12 protein-coding genes and 1 pseudogene are annotated in these 19,688 nt (G+C 46.6%); 2 read left to right on the forward strand and 11 right to left on the reverse strand.

The window, feature by feature from the left end:
* Nucleotides 1-8: 8 nt before the first annotated feature.
* The 8 genes from AC58VC_RS11710 to AC58VC_RS11745 all read right to left on the reverse strand — a co-directional run bounded on the left by AC58VC_RS11710 (nucleotide 9) and on the right by AC58VC_RS11745 (nucleotide 10,004).
* A complete protein-coding gene (locus tag AC58VC_RS11710; RefSeq protein ID WP_497368913.1) occupies nucleotides 9-1,220 on the reverse strand; it encodes an enolase C-terminal domain-like protein in 1,212 nt (403 codons plus the stop codon).
* Nucleotides 1,221-1,238: 18 nt separating this feature from the next.
* Entirely contained in the window at nucleotides 1,239-2,012 is a 774-nt protein-coding gene (locus AC58VC_RS11715; protein WP_497368914.1) for an SDR family NAD(P)-dependent oxidoreductase, read from the reverse strand.
* A 27-nt stretch (nucleotides 2,013-2,039) separates the two neighbouring features.
* On the reverse strand, nucleotides 2,040-4,265 hold the full coding sequence (locus AC58VC_RS11720) for an AraC family transcriptional regulator (RefSeq protein ID WP_497368915.1): 2,226 nt from the start codon (nucleotides 4,263-4,265) through the stop codon (nucleotides 2,040-2,042).
* Nucleotides 4,266-4,291: 26 nt separating this feature from the next.
* On the reverse strand, nucleotides 4,292-5,824 hold the full coding sequence (locus tag AC58VC_RS11725; protein WP_497368916.1) for an ABC transporter substrate-binding protein: 1,533 nt from the start codon (nucleotides 5,822-5,824) through the stop codon (nucleotides 4,292-4,294).
* Nucleotides 5,825-5,883: 59 nt separating this feature from the next.
* Nucleotides 5,884-6,789 carry a carbohydrate ABC transporter permease gene (locus tag AC58VC_RS11730; RefSeq protein ID WP_497368917.1) on the reverse strand — a complete coding sequence of 302 codons (906 nt, stop codon included), beginning with the start codon at nucleotides 6,787-6,789 and terminating at the stop codon, nucleotides 5,884-5,886.
* Nucleotides 6,790-6,806: 17 nt separating this feature from the next.
* Entirely contained in the window at nucleotides 6,807-7,727 is a 921-nt protein-coding gene (locus tag AC58VC_RS11735; protein ID WP_497368918.1) for an ABC transporter permease, read from the reverse strand.
* 190 nt (nucleotides 7,728-7,917) lie between these two features.
* Nucleotides 7,918-8,841, reverse strand: coding sequence for an EamA family transporter (locus AC58VC_RS11740; protein ID WP_497368919.1), 924 nt, complete (start codon nucleotides 8,839-8,841; stop codon nucleotides 7,918-7,920).
* On the reverse strand, nucleotides 8,838-10,004 hold the full coding sequence (locus AC58VC_RS11745; protein WP_497368920.1) for an iron-containing alcohol dehydrogenase: 1,167 nt from the start codon (nucleotides 10,002-10,004) through the stop codon (nucleotides 8,838-8,840). Before AC58VC_RS11745 ends, AC58VC_RS11740 begins: the two co-directional genes overlap by 4 nt.
* Before the next feature lie 137 nt (nucleotides 10,005-10,141).
* Here AC58VC_RS11745 and AC58VC_RS11750 point away from each other — a divergent pair, with 137 nt between their 5' ends.
* The gene (locus AC58VC_RS11750) at nucleotides 10,142-10,480 is read left to right on the forward strand and encodes a L,D-transpeptidase (protein WP_497368921.1); all 339 of its coding nucleotides are present in this window, start codon (nucleotides 10,142-10,144) and stop codon (nucleotides 10,478-10,480) included.
* Nucleotides 10,481-10,911: 431 nt separating this feature from the next.
* Here the strand turns inward: AC58VC_RS11750 and AC58VC_RS11755 are convergent, their stop codons facing one another.
* The 3 genes and pseudogenes from AC58VC_RS11755 to AC58VC_RS11765 all read right to left on the reverse strand — a co-directional run bounded on the left by AC58VC_RS11755 (nucleotide 10,912) and on the right by AC58VC_RS11765 (nucleotide 17,877).
* Nucleotides 10,912-11,364 (reverse strand): sensor histidine kinase, encoded by a 453-nt coding sequence (locus tag AC58VC_RS11755; protein WP_497369027.1) that lies wholly within the window; start codon nucleotides 11,362-11,364, stop codon nucleotides 10,912-10,914.
* Between the two features lie 54 nt (nucleotides 11,365-11,418).
* Nucleotides 11,419-16,107, reverse strand: a pseudogene (locus tag AC58VC_RS11760) (AAA family ATPase); the annotation flags it as partial.
* A 117-nt stretch (nucleotides 16,108-16,224) separates the two neighbouring features.
* Nucleotides 16,225-17,877: a hydroxysqualene dehydroxylase gene (locus AC58VC_RS11765; protein ID WP_497368922.1), complete on the reverse strand. Its 1,653-nt coding sequence runs from the start codon at nucleotides 17,875-17,877 to the stop codon at nucleotides 16,225-16,227.
* 464 nt (nucleotides 17,878-18,341) lie between these two features.
* Here AC58VC_RS11765 and AC58VC_RS11770 point away from each other — a divergent pair, with 464 nt between their 5' ends.
* Entirely contained in the window at nucleotides 18,342-19,559 is a 1,218-nt protein-coding gene (locus tag AC58VC_RS11770; RefSeq protein ID WP_497368923.1) for a PASTA domain-containing protein, read from the forward strand.
* Nucleotides 19,560-19,688 lie beyond the last annotated feature (129 nt).

The following is a 19,688-nucleotide window of genomic DNA, read 5'->3' on the forward strand; positions in this document are numbered from 1 at the left end:
TCCATTCACTAAGGCCGAATGGCTGTTCCATCCGGAATTCGAGCCAGCGTCCACGCTGGCAATTTATCATGACAAGGGTACAGTGCAGCTTTGCTCTCGTCCACGTCGACACCAACCCCTGGCTTATCGTTGACGTAGACATAACCGCTCCGAACTTCCGGGCACCCGGGAAATACTTCTCTAGCCTGCTCCGAATATTCAGTCCACTCCTGTATACCGAAATTTGGACTGGCCAAATCGAGATGGATATTAGCTGCTGCCCCCACCGGAGAAAGATCCCCCGGCCCGTGCCAAGCCGTTCGCACGCCAAAAGCTTCGCAAAGCGCAGCCAGCTTCCTAGCCGGCGTCAGACCGCCGATGGCGCTGATATGGCAGCGTATGAAATCAATGAGGCGCCGCGAAATAAGCGGCATCCATTCTGCTGGATGCACGAACAGCTCGCCCATCGCAAGCGGTGTAGCGCACTGGCTGCGAAGATTTTCAAACCAATCGAGCTGCTCAGGGGGCAGCGCGTCTTCGAGGAAGAAGAGCCTGTACGGCTCAAGCTGCTTCGCCAACCGAACAGCCTCAATCGGCACAAGCCGCTCGTGGATATCATGGAGCAGTTCAATTTCGTTGCCCAGCTGCAGGCGCATATGCTCGAACAGACGAGGCACGCTGCGCGAATAAGCCTGCGGGTCAAAATACGCGCCGGGCTGCGCATTCTCCGGAGAATGCAGTTGATGGCCGCGACCGCCGTAACCGCCCATCTGGCAGCGCAAGTAGCGGTAGCCTTGCTCAATGAAAGCGCGAACATTATGTTCGACTTCTTGTGGATCTCGTCCATCGGCATGGCGGTAGACCGCCGCCGCTTCGCGGCATTTACCGCCAAGCAGCTCATACACAGGCATATTCGCAAGCTTGCCCTTGATATCCCACAGCGCCATGTCGACGCCGGCAATGGCGTTATTCAGTACAGGTCCGTTGCGCCAATAAGAGCTGACCATGGACGTTTGCCAGATATCTTCGATACGGCGCGGATCTTTACCCACAAGAAATGGTTTCATGTACTGCTCTACCGCGCTCGCCACAGTCAAATGACGCTGGGTAAATGTAGCACAACCGATTCCATATAAGCCAGGTTCAGTCGTCTCCACTTTGACAACAACAAGATTAATACCATCCGGAGCGGTCAAGATCACGCGTACATCCCGAATTTGTAATTGTGACAACTCGTTCATCTCCCTTAAGTTAGTAAGTTAATGAGGCGTACCGGGCAGAATAAGTCCGCCGTCAACACGCAGCGTTGTGCCCGTCATGTAAGAGGCTTCCTGAGACACTAGCCAAGCGACTGCTCTGCCGATATCTTTGGGTGTTCCGGATCGATTAAGCGGCACACCCGGATTGACAACATGAAGCGGTTCCAAACTTCCATCTCTTGTATCAATCGCTCCTGGTCCGATACAATTGACGCGGATGCCGTGAGGAGCAAGATCAATGGCAGCAGATGCCGCCGCCCTCGCCAAAGCAGCTTTAACACCGCCGTACACAGCATCTTGCGCATAGGCGCGCTCTGCCCGAGTTGAGGTAATGTTCACGATGTTTCCTTGAATCCCCTGCTCAATCATATGCTGGCTGATTGCTTGCATAAGAAGAACGGGCGCGCGAAAATTCAGGTGAAGAAGCCGGTTCGTATGGAGAATATCAATCTTATCAATTGCTTTAAAAAGCGTAATGCCTGCATTGTTCACCAGAACATCAATGCGACCCCTAACATGAATCGCTTGCTCTGCAAGCTTAACCGGCTCGTTCTCCTCCGCCAGATTCCCTTCGAACACCTCACAGGATCGGCCGAACGTATGCCTGATAAGCTCTGAAGTCTCCTTCGCATTCACTTCGTCCTGCCAATGACTAATAACCAGATCGAACCCGCGCTCTGCGAGCACGAAAGCAATGCCCCTGCCAATCCCACGGCTGCCACCTGTGACAAGTGCTGTTTTGCGTATGATGTCTGCACCCGTTTGCGATACCATTCCTCATCGCCTCCATGAACGGCAAACTCACAAATTACTCGCTGCCGCCCTCATTTTTTGCCTATACTCATTAGGGGTAATGCCGTGAATCTTCTTGAACACCCGACCGAAGTAGCTCGTGCTAGCAAATCCTGTTACGCTTGAAATTTCAGAAATGAGCATTTCGCTGCCTTCCAGCATTTCTGCAGCTTTCTCTATTCTAACTTCATTGATATAGTCCGTCACTGACTTTGATGTGTGTTTCTTGATCAGCCTGCCAAGATAAACTGGTGACATATTTAAAATGTCTGCGATATGATCTAAGCACAAATCTTCTTTGCGATATTCAACGTCAATGATGGCATATATTTTTCGGATTAGCTCTTCATACTTGGCGCTTTTCTTCTCGCCGAGCTTATCTTCAATTTGCTGGAACATCTCCATAAAACTATCGCTAATATCACATAATCTCTCCAGTTCGGCCAAGTGCGCAAACATTTCATTAAACGGAATGCCGAAGCTATAGCCGGATGCCTTCTCAAGTGTATCTACCACCATATTGATGGAGAAAAACAACCGCAGCACCGTTAAATTCAAATCTTTATACGAATACCCTTCCGTCGAATCCAAAATAGACTGACAGAGCAGTTTAACTTCCTCCATCTTGCCGAGCATTAGCGCATCAGTCAGAAGCTCTTCCTTTTGCATCGGATACCGGTAGGAACGTTTCATCGCTTCCGATGTCTGATCGGCGTCAAGATGAGCTTCCCATCCGGCAAATACCCGAAATCTCGAGATTTCCAGCGCCTCCGAGTAACAGCTATGGCACAATGTCACATCCTCGCCGACTCGACTGACAGCCGAAGTTACGGAGAATTTGAGATATTTCTTAATCTCCTGTTGAATTTGAGCGATGTCCTTTTCAAGCTCATCGATTTGGAGCCAATGAAAGAGGAGGATCACATGATCATCACCAGAATCCACCGCTTCGCATGGAACATGTTTGCTCATAATCTCCAAAGCAATGTTCATCAACCCAAATCGCAATAAACCTCTATCGTTCCACTCAAATTGGCGGCATATGTCCTTATAACGATCCATTTTCAAAAGCAGCACTCGCACTTCATCCTGCAAATTCAGCTTGATCCCATGGGTGTCAAAGCGCTTCTGCAGCACATTCGGAGGAAACGATCCGCCCTCCATCACCCATTGCTTCAAAAACTCTTGTTTCGACTTAAAGGAATTTTCTCTTATCGCTTGATCCTGAACCCCCAGCTTCTTCAACATTTCAGCGAATGGACGATTCAATCGACGGGAAGTCAGATAGGCTAGCGAAAGTCCAAGCGCAATAAGCATGAAACAAAGCAGCAGCGTTCTGCTTCTCATCTTGTCGACTTCTTTTACCGCAACCTCATAGGGGGTGTACCGGACGAATTTCCAATTAAGCGCATCGGAAGAAGCATAGGTCACTAATGATTTCACGCCATCCACATCGCCGATAAAATGACCCGATTTCTCCTCCGCATGCAAAATGTCCTGCACGAATGCCTGATGCGACAAGTCGCTGAGCATTTGATCCTTATAGATGCTGCTAACCAGTACGCCATCCGAATCAAGGATGATGATGCCGCCGCTTTGGCTTTTATCCATTGTGGCAATCGCCTTTTTCATCCACGTATCTGAAATGTTCAGAATGATGGCACTGCCTCTTCCCGAACCGGAATTTTCGTAATAGATAAAAGAATACACATTATAATCCATGTTACCAACGGTTGACGCATTTTTGATTGTGCGTGTAATCGGTTTCAAATTCATGTCACTGTTATAATCATTCATGATTTCAACGATTCCTTGATCGGCGAAGTAAGCACTCTTTTGCAATCCAATTGTGGACGTGTAATATAGATCAAGTTTTCCGTTATAGAGATACACAGAATGCAGAAAAGGCATAGATCCGATTAAATTAATCCGGTCTGTAATCGTTTTCGTCTCAACAGGGTCCGTCTCTGACTGATAAAATACTTTGGGCATATCTCGATCGAGCAAAATTTGGGCAATCGCCATTTTCGCATTTTCCAGCATCGCATCTGCTGATGAACTTATTTGAGATAAGGATTCTTCCGAATACGAAAAGATTTTCTTTTGTTCAATATGGACGAAATTGACATATAAAATATAAGTCACAGCAAGCACAATGACAGCGGTTAGCGTCGAGGAATAAAGGAACAAGCTGGAGAAATAACGGCTTTCCGACATTCGATTTGGCAGTTTCATTCTTTCTCCCTCTTGTTCCCTATTTTTTACTTCTTGTTAGCGGTTTTCCACTGTGCATATTGCTTATTCATTTCTTCGAGAACCTTATCGATTCCTGCCGCTTTCAGTTTCTCTTTGAACTTAGGAATCGTCGAATCCGGCTCAACGGAGCCCGTTTCCAGAATCGGACGGAATTCGCTTTCGACGTTCTTAATTGCAGCAACCTCTGTTTTTAGCGCTGAACTGTCAAAGTTGAAACCCAGGTCTGGCATGATTTCGGATTCGCCGTTGAATTTTTTGAACTGCTCCCAAATATCATCCGGCTCGCCAGGCATCAAATAAGTAAGGAATTGATTCCCGTATGCCCATGTCTCATTGGGATTGTAACCAGACTTTTTCCCATTTTCCGTTCCTGGCGCATATTCAATCCTGTTGTCAGCTGTCTTTACAATATGTTTGCCTTCGATCCCACGACCCACGAGATTGATTAACTGCTTGTCGGTGTACATCATATTGTAGAACATCAATACGCGATCCGGATCTTTGGAGTTAGTTGGAATGCCCATCATGGAGCCTACCAAATCATTCGTTGTTGTAATCGGTTTGCCGAAGTTATGGTAAATAAACGGTGCTCCATAAGCATTAGAAACCTGCACATCAACATACGGCTTCAATTGTCCGAACATAAACGCAGACTTGGCGCGATCGCTGTTTGTCGCCTTCATGACAGCAGCATCCTTCGGGATATAGCCGGCTTGGTAAAACTTATTCAACGTTTTAAGCGTTTTCAAATACTCGGGTTCATCAAGCTCTAACGTGTACCCGCTTGCATCCTTTTTCAGCACAATCGATTGTACCGGCGATACATTCCAGAGATTACGGTTAACGTAGTTCGGTATACGGCTTGCACCTACTGCCAGCAGCGGGATAGCGCCAGCTTCATTCTCTTTAATCGTTTTGAGCGCAGGCTCCAGCTCTTCCAGCGAATTAATTTGGCTAATATCAATCTTGTACTTCTCCATCATTGTCTTGTTAGCAAGGAAACCGAGCCAAGAGCCCTTCTCTTTATTAGCCGCCATCGTGTAGGTGCGCCCTTTAATTGCGCTTGCTTGCAGGAACCCATCAGACAGCAGCTTTTTGGCGTCAGGAGCCAGCGTATCTAATTTATCCGTGATATCGACTAGCCCGCCCTTGCCGACCAGCGTATTGTAGTTCATATTTCCATTTGATGTGAACATCAGATCGACCTTCTCGCCTGTGGCAAGCAGAGCTGTCATTTTAGCATCATAATCTGCAAATGGTATGACGTGCATTTTAACCGTAGCATTGATCTTGGGTTGCGTGATTTTGTTGATTTCTGCTTCTACTAACTCGCCGTCCGGCTGAGGTCCTGGTCCAATGATATACCAATCAATCTGATACGATGCAAGCGCTTTCTTAGGTAAGGTTGTCGTATTGCTCGTGCTCGGAGTGCTCGTTTCTTCTGCAGGCTTGCTCCCATTGCTGCATCCAGTCGCTAACATAGACACCAGTACAATTGCTGTTACGGTGAGCTGAGTCACCTTAAACCCCTTTAACATGCTCAAAAACCTCCCTGAGTCATTTATATGCTATCCAGTTCCCTGGGATTAGCCTTAGATTAGCCTTTCACTGCCCCAATGGTCAAACCCTGAACGAAATATTTTTGGAAAAATGGATATGCCAGCACAATTGGACCGATTCCAATGACGGCAAGCGCCATTCGCAGCGTTAAGGAAGGCGGTGCTATCCCCATCGTAGCGCCATAATTTAGTGCGTTAGCTGAGGAAAGGAAGTCCGACATGCTCTGCGCTTTGTACATGAGGTACTGCATATTCATGATTTTGTCATCATGAATGAGCATCAGCGGAAGCCACCAATCGTTCCAATAGACAATAGCGCTGAACAAACCTACCGTAGCAAGCCCAGGTAATGAGAGCCTTAGGATGATGGAAAAGAAAATACGGTACTCGCCGGCCCCGTCGATTTTGGCTGACTCCACAATGGCGTCAGGGATCGTTGTTGCAAAATACGTTCGCAAAATCATCACGTACCAACCATTAAAGAGATAGGGAACGATTAGCGCCCAGATATTATTTTTCAAATGCAGAATTTGCGTTGTAACCAGGTACCAAGAAACCATGCCGCCATGGAATAATAAAGTAAATACCACCAAAAATGCGAACAACTTACGGTAGTCGAAATCCTTCCGCGACAGCGGGTAGGCAAACATTGCGGTAATCAGCAAGCTCATAATGGTACCCACCACCGTAACGAAAAGCGTGACCCCATAGGCATGAATGATAACATTCCCCTGCTGCCACAAGTACCGATAAGCTTCAAGCGAAATATAATCCGGTATAAAACGATACCCAATTGCGGCAACACTCTTCTCATCGGTGATGGAAACAACGGCAACAAGGATGAGTGGTATGATGCAGGTTAAACTCATTAGCATAAATACGAGATGAAAAGCTGCGTTGACGGACTTCGGGATGGCGTTGATGTTGCCTCCTGACGACTTCATTCGTTGTCTTCCCCTTTCTAGAAAATCGCTTTTTCCTTGTCAATTCTTCGGACAATCCAATTGGACAGTACCACAAGCACGAATCCAACGAACGCCTGGAAGGTGCTAGCTGCTGCAGACATTCCGATATCGCCGCTGTTCATCAAAGCACGGTACACATAGGTGTCGATCACATTCGTGACCTCAAAGAGCGCCCCAGAATTAAGGGGAACTTGGTAAAAAAGGCCAAAGTCGGCAAAAAACATGCGACCGATGCCTAGCAGTACCATCAGCGTGATTACCGTTGAGATGGACGGAATCGTAATATGGCGGATTTGCTGCCATTTGGAGGCTCCGTCGAGTGATGCCGCTTCATAGTAATCCGGATCGATGCCCGTGATGGCCGCCAAGTAGACGATCGCGTTATAACCTGCGTACTTCCACAAGTTCGCGAAGACTAGAATGTAAGGCCAGTACGACTGCTGGCTGTACCATTCCACAGGTTTTGCACCGAGCGGCTGAAGAATCATGCTGTTGATGATGCCTTTATCTGCGCTGAGAAAGCCAAAAAATAAGTAGCTGACGGCAATCCACGATAAAAAATAAGGAAGCAAAATGAACGTCTGATATATTTTTGCCGCCCGGCGATTCCTCAGTTCATTTAAAGCAATAGCGAGAAATACGCTCGCTACTGTCCCAAGCGCGATAAACACCAGATTGTACAAGATGGTATTGCGTGTGATGATGAGTGCATCCGGTGTTTGGATGAAAAACTCGAAGTTTTTGAGCCCAACCCAGGAGCTGTTCTCGAAATTCTTTAGAAAGCTTCCACCCGAATAGCTGAAATCTTTGAAAGCGATCAATATCCCGCCGATAGGCAAGTAATGGAAGGCGATCAATAAGATGAGCCCGGGTAGTGTCATAACAAGCAATGCGGGGTTGCTGCTTCGTTTCTTCATCTTCATTCCTCCTGACTAGTCACAGCTTAGCACCCGCGGCTAGCAGGGGTAAATCGCAAATAACGTAACAAGATCGCACTTTTCATACGAAAACAGATCTAAAAAATCATACAAAATCTAAAAAATTATACTTTGATGCATAAAAAAAAGGTGAACTCCCTCATCATTACGATGTAGAGTTCACCTCATGCTAATTCACACCCAATTGGCTCCGCCGCTTCCGAAACTTCATGAGCTCTGGCAGAGCAATACCAAGCATTGTAATAATAACACCCAACCATTGCACGCCATTTACGGTTTCATGAAGCACAACGAAGGACATGATGACCGCAGTCGGCAATTCAGCGGCACTCATAATAGTGGCAAGTCCACCGCCAATGCGTGGGACTCCAATAGCGAAAAACAGCGGCGGTATGACAACGCCGAAGAAAGCAAGCAGCAGAGCCCAAGGCAGAAGCTCTTCATGTAAAGAGCCGTTAAATAGAAAATGCGGCGGATACACCAGCATGACCAAGATTAACGATCCTGACTGCATGATAGCGCTGCGTGTGATTGGCGCAACTGCGCTAGAAACTTTACCGCTAAACATAATGAACAAGGCATAAGTCAGAGCAGAGAGAAGTCCTAGACTAATCCCCATCAAGGATGGTGCTTCTTGACCGCCACTCAGATATCCGCTCGCCATAATGATTCCGACAAACAAGATGATGAGCGCAAATACTTTATCTTTTCCCGGACGTTTCCGCTCCGTTATAGCCTCAAGTACAATTCCAATCCATGTAAATTGAAACAGAAGAATAATAGCAAAGGAAGCCGAGATATACTGCAAAGCTGCATAATAGAAAATACCGGTTAAACCAGAAGTTGTTCCAACGGCCATAAGCGATAAGGCTTGCCGCGGTGCCACTTTATACTTCTTGGTCTCGGCTGAGCCGCCTCGATTAGATTTCGCTGTAACGAGAACCAATATCCAAATCATCAGCACGCCAAACAAATTTTGGCTGCCAACCACTTCCCCCACGTGGAAGCCCGATTCATAAGCCTTTTTAACAAATGTGGATAACAATCCGAAGCTGCAAGCGCCAGCCAACACGAATAAATAATATTTCATCATAGGGAATTCGTCAGGATTTCTCTGACCGTATCGCGCGTCATGATTTTGTAACTCCCGACTTGCTCCTTCATGAAGGACTTATGAATTAACTCTTCCAGTCTGGAATCACTAATGTCATAGTCCGCTAAACAATTCGGCGCACCTAGTGAATTCCAGAATTGACGCAGCGCCTCAATGCCTTCGTAGGCAATTTCGTGATCCGTTTTGCCTGTGGGATCAACCCCGAAAACAGTCATCGCCAGCTTTTTCATTCGTGATGGGTCATCCTCTGCGCAGTGTCTCATCCAGTTCGGATAAATGATGGCAAGACCTCCGCCATGCGGAATATCATAGACTGCGGACAAGCCGTGCTCGATCTGGTGAGATGCCCAGTCTCCACCATCGGTTCCACTCGATAGAAGCCCGTTAAAAGCCGTGGTTCCTGCATACATGATTGTTGCTCGATGCTCATAACTGTGCAGATTCTCAAGCAGTTTGGGCGCAGCTTCTATGACCGTCAACAGCACCGACTCCATGAAACGATCCATCATTGGCGTATTTTCTGTGAGGTGGAAATACTGCTCAAGCACGTGAGACATCATGTCTACTATGCCGTATACCGTTTGGTCGAGTGGCACCGAATACGTAAACGCCGGGTCCAAAATTGAGAATGCCGGATATGCCAGTGGGCTGCTCCAGCCGCGTTTTTCATTTTTCTCCCAGTGAGTAATGACTGAAATGTTGTTCATCTCGGAGCCCGTAGCTGCTAATGTTAGCACCGTTCCGAACGGCAATGCTTTGGCAGGAACAGCTTTGCGCGTAATAATGTCCCAAACATCTCCCTCATAATAAACGCCAACTGAAATCGCTTTGGCACAGTCAATCACGCTGCCCCCGCCTACAGCAAGAATGAGCTCAATTCCATGCTCTCTGCACAGTTCGATTCCCTTCTTCACTGTCGTAAGCCGCGGGTTCGGCTCAACGCCTGACATCTCATGCACTTCTGCTTGCATATGGTCAAGCTGTTGTTTAACAGCCTCGTAAACGCCATTATTCTTGATGCTTCCGCCGCCAAATACGAGCAATACCTTCTTACCAGGAGTGCCAAGTTCCCTCGTTAGCTGCTCTATTTGCCCTTTGCCGAACCATAATTTCGTTGGATTGAATTGTAAAAAAGATTGCATGACTGTAGCTCCCTTGGATGACTGATATCTAATCTAACTAAAGCAGTATACCACAAGTCCGATTTATTTTCGAAAAAGGTTAAGCGCCCTGTTCGTTCCCCATGTACCCACATAAGATAGACCGAGGTGAAATTCCCATGCCTAATTATCGCATTATTATTGACCTGTCCGATTTCCAATTATATTTGCTCGATGTAAATCGCGTTGTGCGCGGTTTCCCGGTGGGGATCGGCCGGATGGTAACTCGAACACCCATAGGCGAGTATAAAATTATCAATAAACAGGCCGATCCAGGCGGACCTTTCGGCGCCTTCTGGATGGGACTGAGCAGACCGCATTATGGCATTCATGGCACGAATGACCCTTCCTCCATTGGCAAACGCACCTCTCACGGATGCATCCGAATGTACAATGAGGATGTACTTGAGCTAGCTTCACTCGTGCCCATCAACACCCGCGTGACGATTCGTCCATGAAGGGCTTCCCCCGCTATGCGCGGGCTCTAACGATGTTTTACAACGTTACAGTTGTCCTTAAGCCCGTAAAGCGTGCGTTAGCGATGTAAAACATCGTTACAGCAGCGAAACTGGTGAGTTCGGGAGGTTTGCGCGATAGTTGACGATGTTTTACATCGTTACAGTTGTCCTTAAGCCCGTAAAGCGTGCGTTAGCGATGTAAAACATCGTTACAGCAGCGAAACTGGTGAGTTCGGGAGGTTTGCGCGATAGTTAACGATGTTTTACATCGTTACAGCTGTCCTGGAGCCCGTTCAGCGTGCGTTAGCGATGTAAAACATCGTTACAGCAGCGAAACTGGTGAGTTCGGGAGGTTTGCGCGATCGATACCGAACAGCAATATCCAAAAGCAAAGGAGCTAAGCGCTAGCAAGCATCTTAGCTCCTTTTTCATTAAATCCGGTGTACGGGCAAAGAGAACGAGATACTGCAGCCTTTCCCTAGACGGCTCTCTGCCCAGATTTGCCCTCCGTGATACTGGACAATCTCTTTGGCAATGGCAAGACCTAGCCCGCTTCCACCAGATGTACTGCGTGATTTAGAAACCTTGTAGAACCTTTCAAAAATATGCGGCAGATCTTCCTCGCTGATTCCGACGCCAGTATCAGTAACTCGGATCACAAGCTCGCGCGGATCACCTTTAATGTCTGCATGCACATGAATGAAGCCGCCTTTGGCCGAAAACTTAATGGCATTGTAAATAATGTTCGCATATACCTGCTCGATGCGATCCGTATCAACGGTTAACAGCATTTCTTCATCTTCCGAACTCGCCATGTCCAGCGTATAAGTGATACCTGCATTTGCACAGTCCAGTTCATACTTGGCAAAAAGCTGGCGCACCATGGTCTGACATGAGGTAGGCGCGAGCTGGAAGTGGAACTGCTTCGTCTCCAAACGACTCAGCTGATAGAGATCGGTAATCAATCGCTGGATACCGACAATGCGCATATGCACAACGGAGAGATACTTTCTTTGTTCTTCGGGCTCCTGAATCACGCCGTCCAGAATCGCTTCTACATAACCCTGAATGGAAGTCAGCGGTGTACCCAAATCATGCGAAATATTGGAAAGCAAATCGCGCCGCGAGGTCTCCATCAGGATCAATTCATTCGTGCGCTCTTTGACTTTTGACTCCAAATCGTTATAAAGTCTGGCATTTTCAATGGAAATAGCCGCCTGTGCAGACAGCAGCTTGATAATATCAAGGCGGTCCGACGTAAAGGCATTGCGAATCAAATTATTTTCCAGATAAAAAACTCCGACGAGATTGCCTTGATGCAGAATAGGCTCACAGAAAATCGACCTGCCTTCGGCTGCGCGAATATAAGGATCATGGGTGAAGATTCCTTTGTTCGCGGCATCATCCAGAACGACGCCTTCCTTCGTCCGAGCAACGAAATGAATAACAGCAGCTGGGAGATCTTCCCGCGTTTCCAAGGCAACCGAACTCACTGTGCAGGAATCTTTTCCTTCTGTTGCAAGCATTTCCGCCTCGACATACAGGCTTTCTTTCTCCTTCAAAACAAGGATACTTCGCTCTGCGCCTGATGAATAGGTTACAATTTCCATCAATCGTTTGATCAACTGCTCCAAATTAACTTCACTGGACAAGGACCTGGATGTATTCATGATCGTCATAAAATCCAGCGCCTGCAGCGAGTAGTCGCTAATATTCGTCGTACTCCAGTCCTGCTGCTCCTTGAGTGAGGTTAAGTAGTTCGGATAGCGCAGCTTCAGCTCATCGGCCTTTGCTTTGGCACCCCAGCTTAAATAGCCATAATAGGCATCAATGAAGTACGTTTTAGCGATTTTCTCGCGGCCTGCATCTTTGTACAGCCTTCCTGCCAGCTCGCAGGCGATCGCTTCATGTTGGATGAAGCCCTGCTCCCTTGCTTGCCGTATGGACATTTCGTAGTCCTGCTCGGCTTTCTGGAAATTCCCCGTGACACGGCTCCACTCGGCACGCATCAAAGAGCTAAGATGCGAGAAGTTCTCCGGACAGTGGGCTGCCCACTTGTCCATTTTGCGCTGCATTTTGCCCACCTGCTTGGCGAAAACCTTCTGCTCAAAAATGGTAGCATCCTTATACGTAGCAGCAATGGACAATGTATAGTAGAAATAGTTCTCAGGAATGTGGAACAATCCGAAAGAGACGGACTGCATCGGTTCTGCTTCTTTGCCAGTCTGCAGAGCAGCATCGTACTGACCGAACAAATAGTACAGCATCATTTTTTTAACCTTATATTCATGTAAAATCACTTGATTCGGGTGGATAATCAGCTTCTGGACAAACCGCTCTTCCGCTTCTTCATCCGTGCCAACGATCAGGGGATTGCCGGCTTTTCCTTCCAGATTCTGAATCACCATGCGCAGCATTTCTAACATAAGCAGCGTGTCATGATGGTTGGTCTGTTCCAGGATGCGATAATGTTTGTTCAAATCCTCTTGCACCTCAGGAAGCGCCACACCTTGAAAGTCCTTCGCCAGCACTTGATAGGTCAGTGCATAGCCGGCGAAAACGAGATCTCCGTCTTCGATTCCGCTTTTGAATGACTCGTTCAGATGCTCCAAACTAACTTGCAGCGGTTTGACCCAAGGTGTAACGAACAACCCGAAGGAGAAGTGGCTTTTACTGCGGTATTGATGAGATTGGAAACGGGCATTCAACCTGTCGCCAAGCTGTCCATATTGGTAACCAAGCTGATAGTCTCCGAAGCCCGAACCCAGGATTAATCCATAGGAGCCGTACACGTAGGCCATAACTGGTGTATTGCCGTATTTCAAAGCGTGTTTGGTCATGATGAACATGAAAAGTACGAATAAATTCGTATTTACGAAATAAGCAGAAACGGCAATACTCATCATCAAACTCATCAATTTGAAGCGGTATTCGTCTTCCATGATTGGCAGATCATACAGCTGCAGCGTATTTTTGCGCCCAATTTTGGCTTTTAGGTTGAGATAGGCTAGAAAAATGTTCGCACTCGTTGGTTCACTGGGTATGCGAATTCCTTGTTCTGCCAGTGCTTTTAAGCCGACCTCGACACTTTTGCGCTGTTTTCCTACGTTGGTGTACAAAATTACTTGTAAGTTATACACTTCAAGCTTCAGCTCGTTCGTGCGGGCATCCAGGAGCAGTTGCTCATAGGATGTCTCTGCCTCATCTGCTTGGCCGTTCAAATAGAGTACCTCGGACTTTTCAAGCCGAATCGAGAAACTGAGATCCTCCATCTCCTTATTATCTACCAAAATCAGCAGCGCCAAAGCCTTGTTGTAATACTGCAGCGCTGAACGATAGGCATTCGAGGATTTGGCTTTACGGCCAGCTCGCAAGTTGAACTCAAGCAGAGTAACAAGCTCTTGACGCTCTTTTAATAAATCGGAACCTAAATTCATATGGTTGATGATATCGAATAAGCGCTGCTCGATTTGTGCTTCAGGTAAATACTCCAACAACTTGCGTGCAATGTGCAAATGTGTCTCAGCCAGATTAGATTGCTCGATTGAACCATATACAGCTTCCTGAATGGAGTCATGCACGAACATAAAGCGAATGTCTTGAGCGCCTGAATGGCCTTGCGAATCCGTATAAAATTTATAGTCCGTACCAACTGGGATGATCAAACCTGTTTGGATAGAAACTTCCAGTTCTTGTAAGACATCTTCAAATGACGTCATCGCAATGATGCCTAGCGCCTCGAGATCGAAGGTTGCACCCAAGCAAGCTGCCTGTCGTAATAAATATTGCGTTCTGGACGGCATTCGCAGCAATTTTTCTGCCAAAAGGAACATGAGATTGTCTGTAATTCGCAACTTTTGAATTTCATTCATATCCCAGATCCACCGATTGGCTTCATAGCTGTAGGCAAGCAAGTTTTGTTCATATAAGGCCGTTAGGAATTGCTTAACGAAAAAAGGATTGCCCCCTGTTTTTTGCAGAACCAGCTGTGCCAATTCGGCTACTTGCTGGTTTTCCGTCTTTAACGACTCTGCAACCAACTGTTTGACATCGCTGATTTCCAGCGCCTTTAGCACTATGCGTTCGGAAACAAGCCGTTCTGGCAGCTTGTCGAGCAGTTGAACATGCGTGGAGGATAACCAATTGGTATCGTGTTCGCTTCGATAGGAACCAATAAATAGGAAATGCCTCATCTGCGAGTCGCTTAAAAGCAGATCAATGAACTGCAAGGAAGCCGCATCCGCCCACTGCAAATCATCAAGAAACAGCACGATTGGTCTATCTTTCGAGCAAAAGATGAGTAGAAACTGCTGCAATAAGAAATGCAACCGATTTTGCGTCTCTTGCGGCGGGAGCTGCTTCGCGTTAGGCTGCTCACCGATCAGCAGATCAAGTTCTGGGATTAAATCGGTTAATACTTTACCGCTTGTTCCCAGCACTTTAAGCAATTGCACGTGGTACTCTTCAATTTGTTGATCTTTCTCCGTCAGAAGCTGACGGACTAACTGCCGAAGCGCTCTCGATAGCGCATGATAAGAGACATGTTGTTTGCCGGGTTCAAAGCGTCCGGCCAAGAACCAACTGTTGTCCTTCATAACCATCTTCATCGTCTCTGCAATGAGGAACGATTTGCCGTAACCGGACTCCCCCGTTACCCAAACGGCTTCCACTGAGCCATGAATAGCACGGGAATAGACGTGCAGCAACTTTTCAATTTCTTGGGAACGTCCATATAACCCCTGCGGTATTTGGAACATATCGGTCATATCATAGAGGCCAATGGTGAAATTGTGGATTTCATCTGGCGTATTGACCATCATCAGACAATGCTCAAGATCCTGAATAATCCCGTAAGCGCTTTGATAGCGATCTTCTGCATTTTTGGCCAAGAGTTTCATAACAATTTCGGCTAGAGGCTTGGGGATATCCATCCTGATGTTATCTGGAGAAACTGGCGTCACTGCAAAGTGACAATGAATAAGCTCCACTGGATCTTCTGTTTGAAAAGGAAGCCGGCCCGTGAGCATTTCGTAAAAAGTAACCCCTAGGGAATAATAGTCCGAGCGATAATCGATAATCCGATTCATTCGGCCTGTTTGTTCTGGGGACATATAACTTAGTGTTCCTTCAAGTTGATTCGGATCCAGCATTTCCTGACGCTCTCTAGTAAAGGACGAGATGCTGAAATCCGCTAGTTTCATAATCTTTTTGTCGGGATTAATAATAATGTTGCTTGGCTTAATATCTTTATGTATGACGTAACGCTGATGAATATTTCCGACGATCTTGACCAATTGAATCGCTGCCGTTAAGAACGCCTGAAGAGACTGGCGAAACAAAGGAAAGTAAGCTGACAAGGTATCGCCGTCAAAGTCCTCCAAAACAAGCGCTATGCTGTTCTGGTATTTCGGCAGCCCCAGCGGTTTCACAATACCGGATATATCAAGCATTTTGCCAATTTCATATTCTCGCTTCAGTCGTGCTACATCCGCAGAAACCGGAAAATCCGAGCGAAGGGTTTTGATAATTACTTTTTCCATAGTCGGCTTATGGATGGCACGGAACAGCACGGTCCGGTCGCCTTGGTAAATCTGTCTGATCAATTCATATTCCGGCAAAATTAACATAAAATCCTCCTAGTAAAACTTGCTGCCAGGTACTTCCACAGACAAACGCCCCTTAGCAATTAAGGAGCGCATTGGCCTGGAATTATGTATTATCTGCTATGTACTACCTGCTATGTATTACCAACCTATCATCTTGCCGTCCCAAGGAAGACCTTTCTCAAAACGGTGCTTATCATGTACATGATAAGGCTTCAATATATCGAGATGCCCCAGCTCAAAGGTATACATTTCCCATATTTTACATGGCTTTTCCTTCGAACCGTCTCGTTCAAGAATCGCATTAACCGCACGGCGCGCTGCTTCATTGGCACCTTCCATCGTCGCAAGATTCGTATTCGTACGAACGTAATCAGCCCCTAAGAACAAATTCGGAATAGCGGTGTACGCTTCTGGGCGGTAATCCCAAGTCCCTACACGGTTAATAAGGAGTGGTTCCATATTCGTGCACGCATGTTCAGGATTATCAAACTGGATATCGGTATCCAGGAACCAGGAATGCAGGACTTCGTCTTCCAAAATAACGGCTCCATCCACATTCAGGCTTTTCTTCATCTGTGCCCAGACTTCCTCTTTGATCTCTTCAGCCGTACAAAGCGTGGCTGGCTTACCGTATAGAATTCCTGGTGTATCCCAATCAGAAATATCTACAGACAGTACGCCTTGAACCGTGCCATCGCCATACTCGCTCAGATGAACATCTGGCCAGAATTGTTTCTGTGAAACGGATGTGAGCGACCAAGGAGCATCCAAATAAATAACATGGCCATGCGTAATTGTAACATCCTTTTTCAAATAATACTGGATCCCGTTCATCCATGCCACAGAATCAACCAACTTCTGAACACCAGCAAGTGTTGGGTCTGCTTCTAACATTGCGCCAGTAATGAATTTCCCCATCACCTCTACTGGGAATGCGGCAATGAAATAATCCGCTTCAACGTCAAAAGTTTCGCCGTTCTCCGTTACCTTCGCGCTTCGGATGACACCATCGACACAATCGATGCTCTCCACTTTCGCAGCCAAATGATAGTCAACACCCTTTTCCGTTAAAAAGGATAACCATGGGTTCACCCATTTGTCATTCGTAGGGCCGTTCAAAAGTCGAACAAAGCTTGTACCTGGTGTCGTGATGTCTAGTGTCATCTGTGCGGCTACAGGACCTACCGTTTGTGTGTTAGCGATCTTGGACTGGCAAGCTACAAGTGTTTTGGTGAAACCCGCGAATATTTTTTGGAAGGCCGGGGATTGCTGCTCCGCTTCGATGAATGTCCACCAATCGATCAGATTATATTCCTCGCGGATACGCTCCTCACTGGAGGTCATGACTTGCCATAACTTTCTACCATATTGCTCCATGTCGTCCATCGTCAAACCCAGATTATTATCGAAAAGATCACGGATAACAACTAGGAAGTTATCAAGACTGAATTCAATCTTCGCGAGCAATGGGAGCAATGGTGCTGTAAAAGTCGCAATATCCAGCCTCGTCACTTCCATTAAATTATCATACACGGTTCCGTTTTCATAGGGTATTTGTTGTAAAGTATCAATAACATGTCTGTAAAAACGTGGAAATAGTCGAAAGCCATGTTCACCCGGAAGATCTCTTCTCCCATCAACTCCGCTTCCTACATAAGGCATGCTTCTCGCTTTCCCGCCGGGTATAGTCTTAAACTCATAGACAGATACCTCATAACCTCTTGTAATCAATTCATGCGCTGCGCTCATTCCAGCGACACCGCCACCCAAAATTGCGACTTTTTTCACCATAATTCCCCCTCGATTTGGATCATATTGTAAAATCATCTGTAAACTATCATACCATCTAGGCAATTTGAATCATAGACTTTTAGTTCAATAGAAACAGAAAAAACTGAAAAACGACACTGTTTTTCAGCGGAATTGGGTCTTGTAATTATTTTCGTAAATATTGTAGCCTAGATAAGCTAAGAATTATAAAATTCTCATTTAATTTGCTGAAGCCTTGTTCCAAAACTAGGCGAAAAGGTGTACAGTAAAGTCAATGAAGTAATTATCTTCACCTCTAGATCTTAACTCGACTTTACTCCTATTTTCACCCCACCTAATCCGAACAATCTTGATTTGTTATAACCAAAAAATTCGCTTTTCCGTGTTGTTTTAGCGAGTAGACTACTAAAATTCCTATATCTCACCGAATCATATATAATATAGGCAATGCTCAAATGATGCCATCAAGAGAGGATGGATATTCCATGCATAACAAGATGGGTACACGATACATACCGGGAACCCGGATCATCAGTTTACCTCAGGGCACTCTTCATGATGGAGAAGATGTATTTCTGACTCGTAAAGTTCTTCTTTATAACATAAAACTTGTTCCCGGACAGATTGGCGCAGATTATATGCGAACCCTTCATCACAAGGCCGCTTTCATCCATGACGGTTTTCAGCATATTCTGGACACTTCCGTAGAAGAAGATTCTGTAACCATTATTTTACAAGCCAAGCCAGGATCTTTATTTTCTCGCCTAATCAATAAGAAGCCGTGGACGTTCCATCAAAATATCGCCATGATCGCAGATCTGGGTGTCTCCCTGCTTGACGCCTTGGAGGAGCGGATTACTGGATTTTCCGTTGCCGCCGAAAACCTGTGGTTAGACGATCACAATAAGCTTACTGTTATCAATTATTGGGACGAGGGAGATGCGCAGACACAAGGCGCTATCGGTCTATGCCGCTTGATGCTGCAGCTCTTTAGCGGTACACAGCCGAGCACTACTCCGTTTGAAGTGATCCATACGCAGCTAGAACGTACTCCGATCCCATCTGCTACTCCCGAACAGAAAGCTGCACTTATTAAGCTGGTGAAGCTCATCTGTCAAGGCCAAGCCTCCTTGTCCTCCTTCGTCTTTGGCTTGCGCAGCTTGCAGCCATCCAGCTTTAAGGAAGAAACCTTAGCTGCATCCATTCAGCGTCCTTCACGGTCCCAGAAGGCGCAGGAGGTCGCCCAAGAGGAAGAGGAAATGGATGAGGAAGAAGAAACTGAGCAAACTTACACAAAGAGCCGGCTACGTAAAGTTGGTATCGGAGCATCTGCCGTTCTCGTTGTTGTAATTGCTGGTTGGATTCTTTGGCCATCCTCGGAGGAGAAGCAGCCTGTTGTCAATACACCTGTACAAACCGCTACCCCGACTCCACAGTCAAGTAGCCCCTCCCCTACGCCTATCCCAACGAAATCTGTTGGGGATACCAATGAGCAGCCGGTGGAGGTAGAAATCCCTAACTTGGTCGGAAGTACACTTGCTGATGCCGAACAACAAGCCTTAGCTTTGAGAATACGTTACAAATATGTCATTGAAGCAAGCACTTCTCCCAACGGTACGGTCTTTAAGCAAGACCCTCAACCTGGGACAAAAGGACTACAAGGTGATGTTGTGACGTTTTGGGTGAGCAAGGAAAGTCAGTAAAACTGACCACAGGAGAGCGGCGTTAGTTAAAAAGAACACACTCACTCGGGTTCCTCTCCGTAGACAAAAAAGGCTGTCCCAAAGTCATCAAATGACCGAGGGATAGCCTCTTTTATATATAATTTGGGA

The organism is Paenibacillus sp. J22R67, from assembly GCF_059692175.1.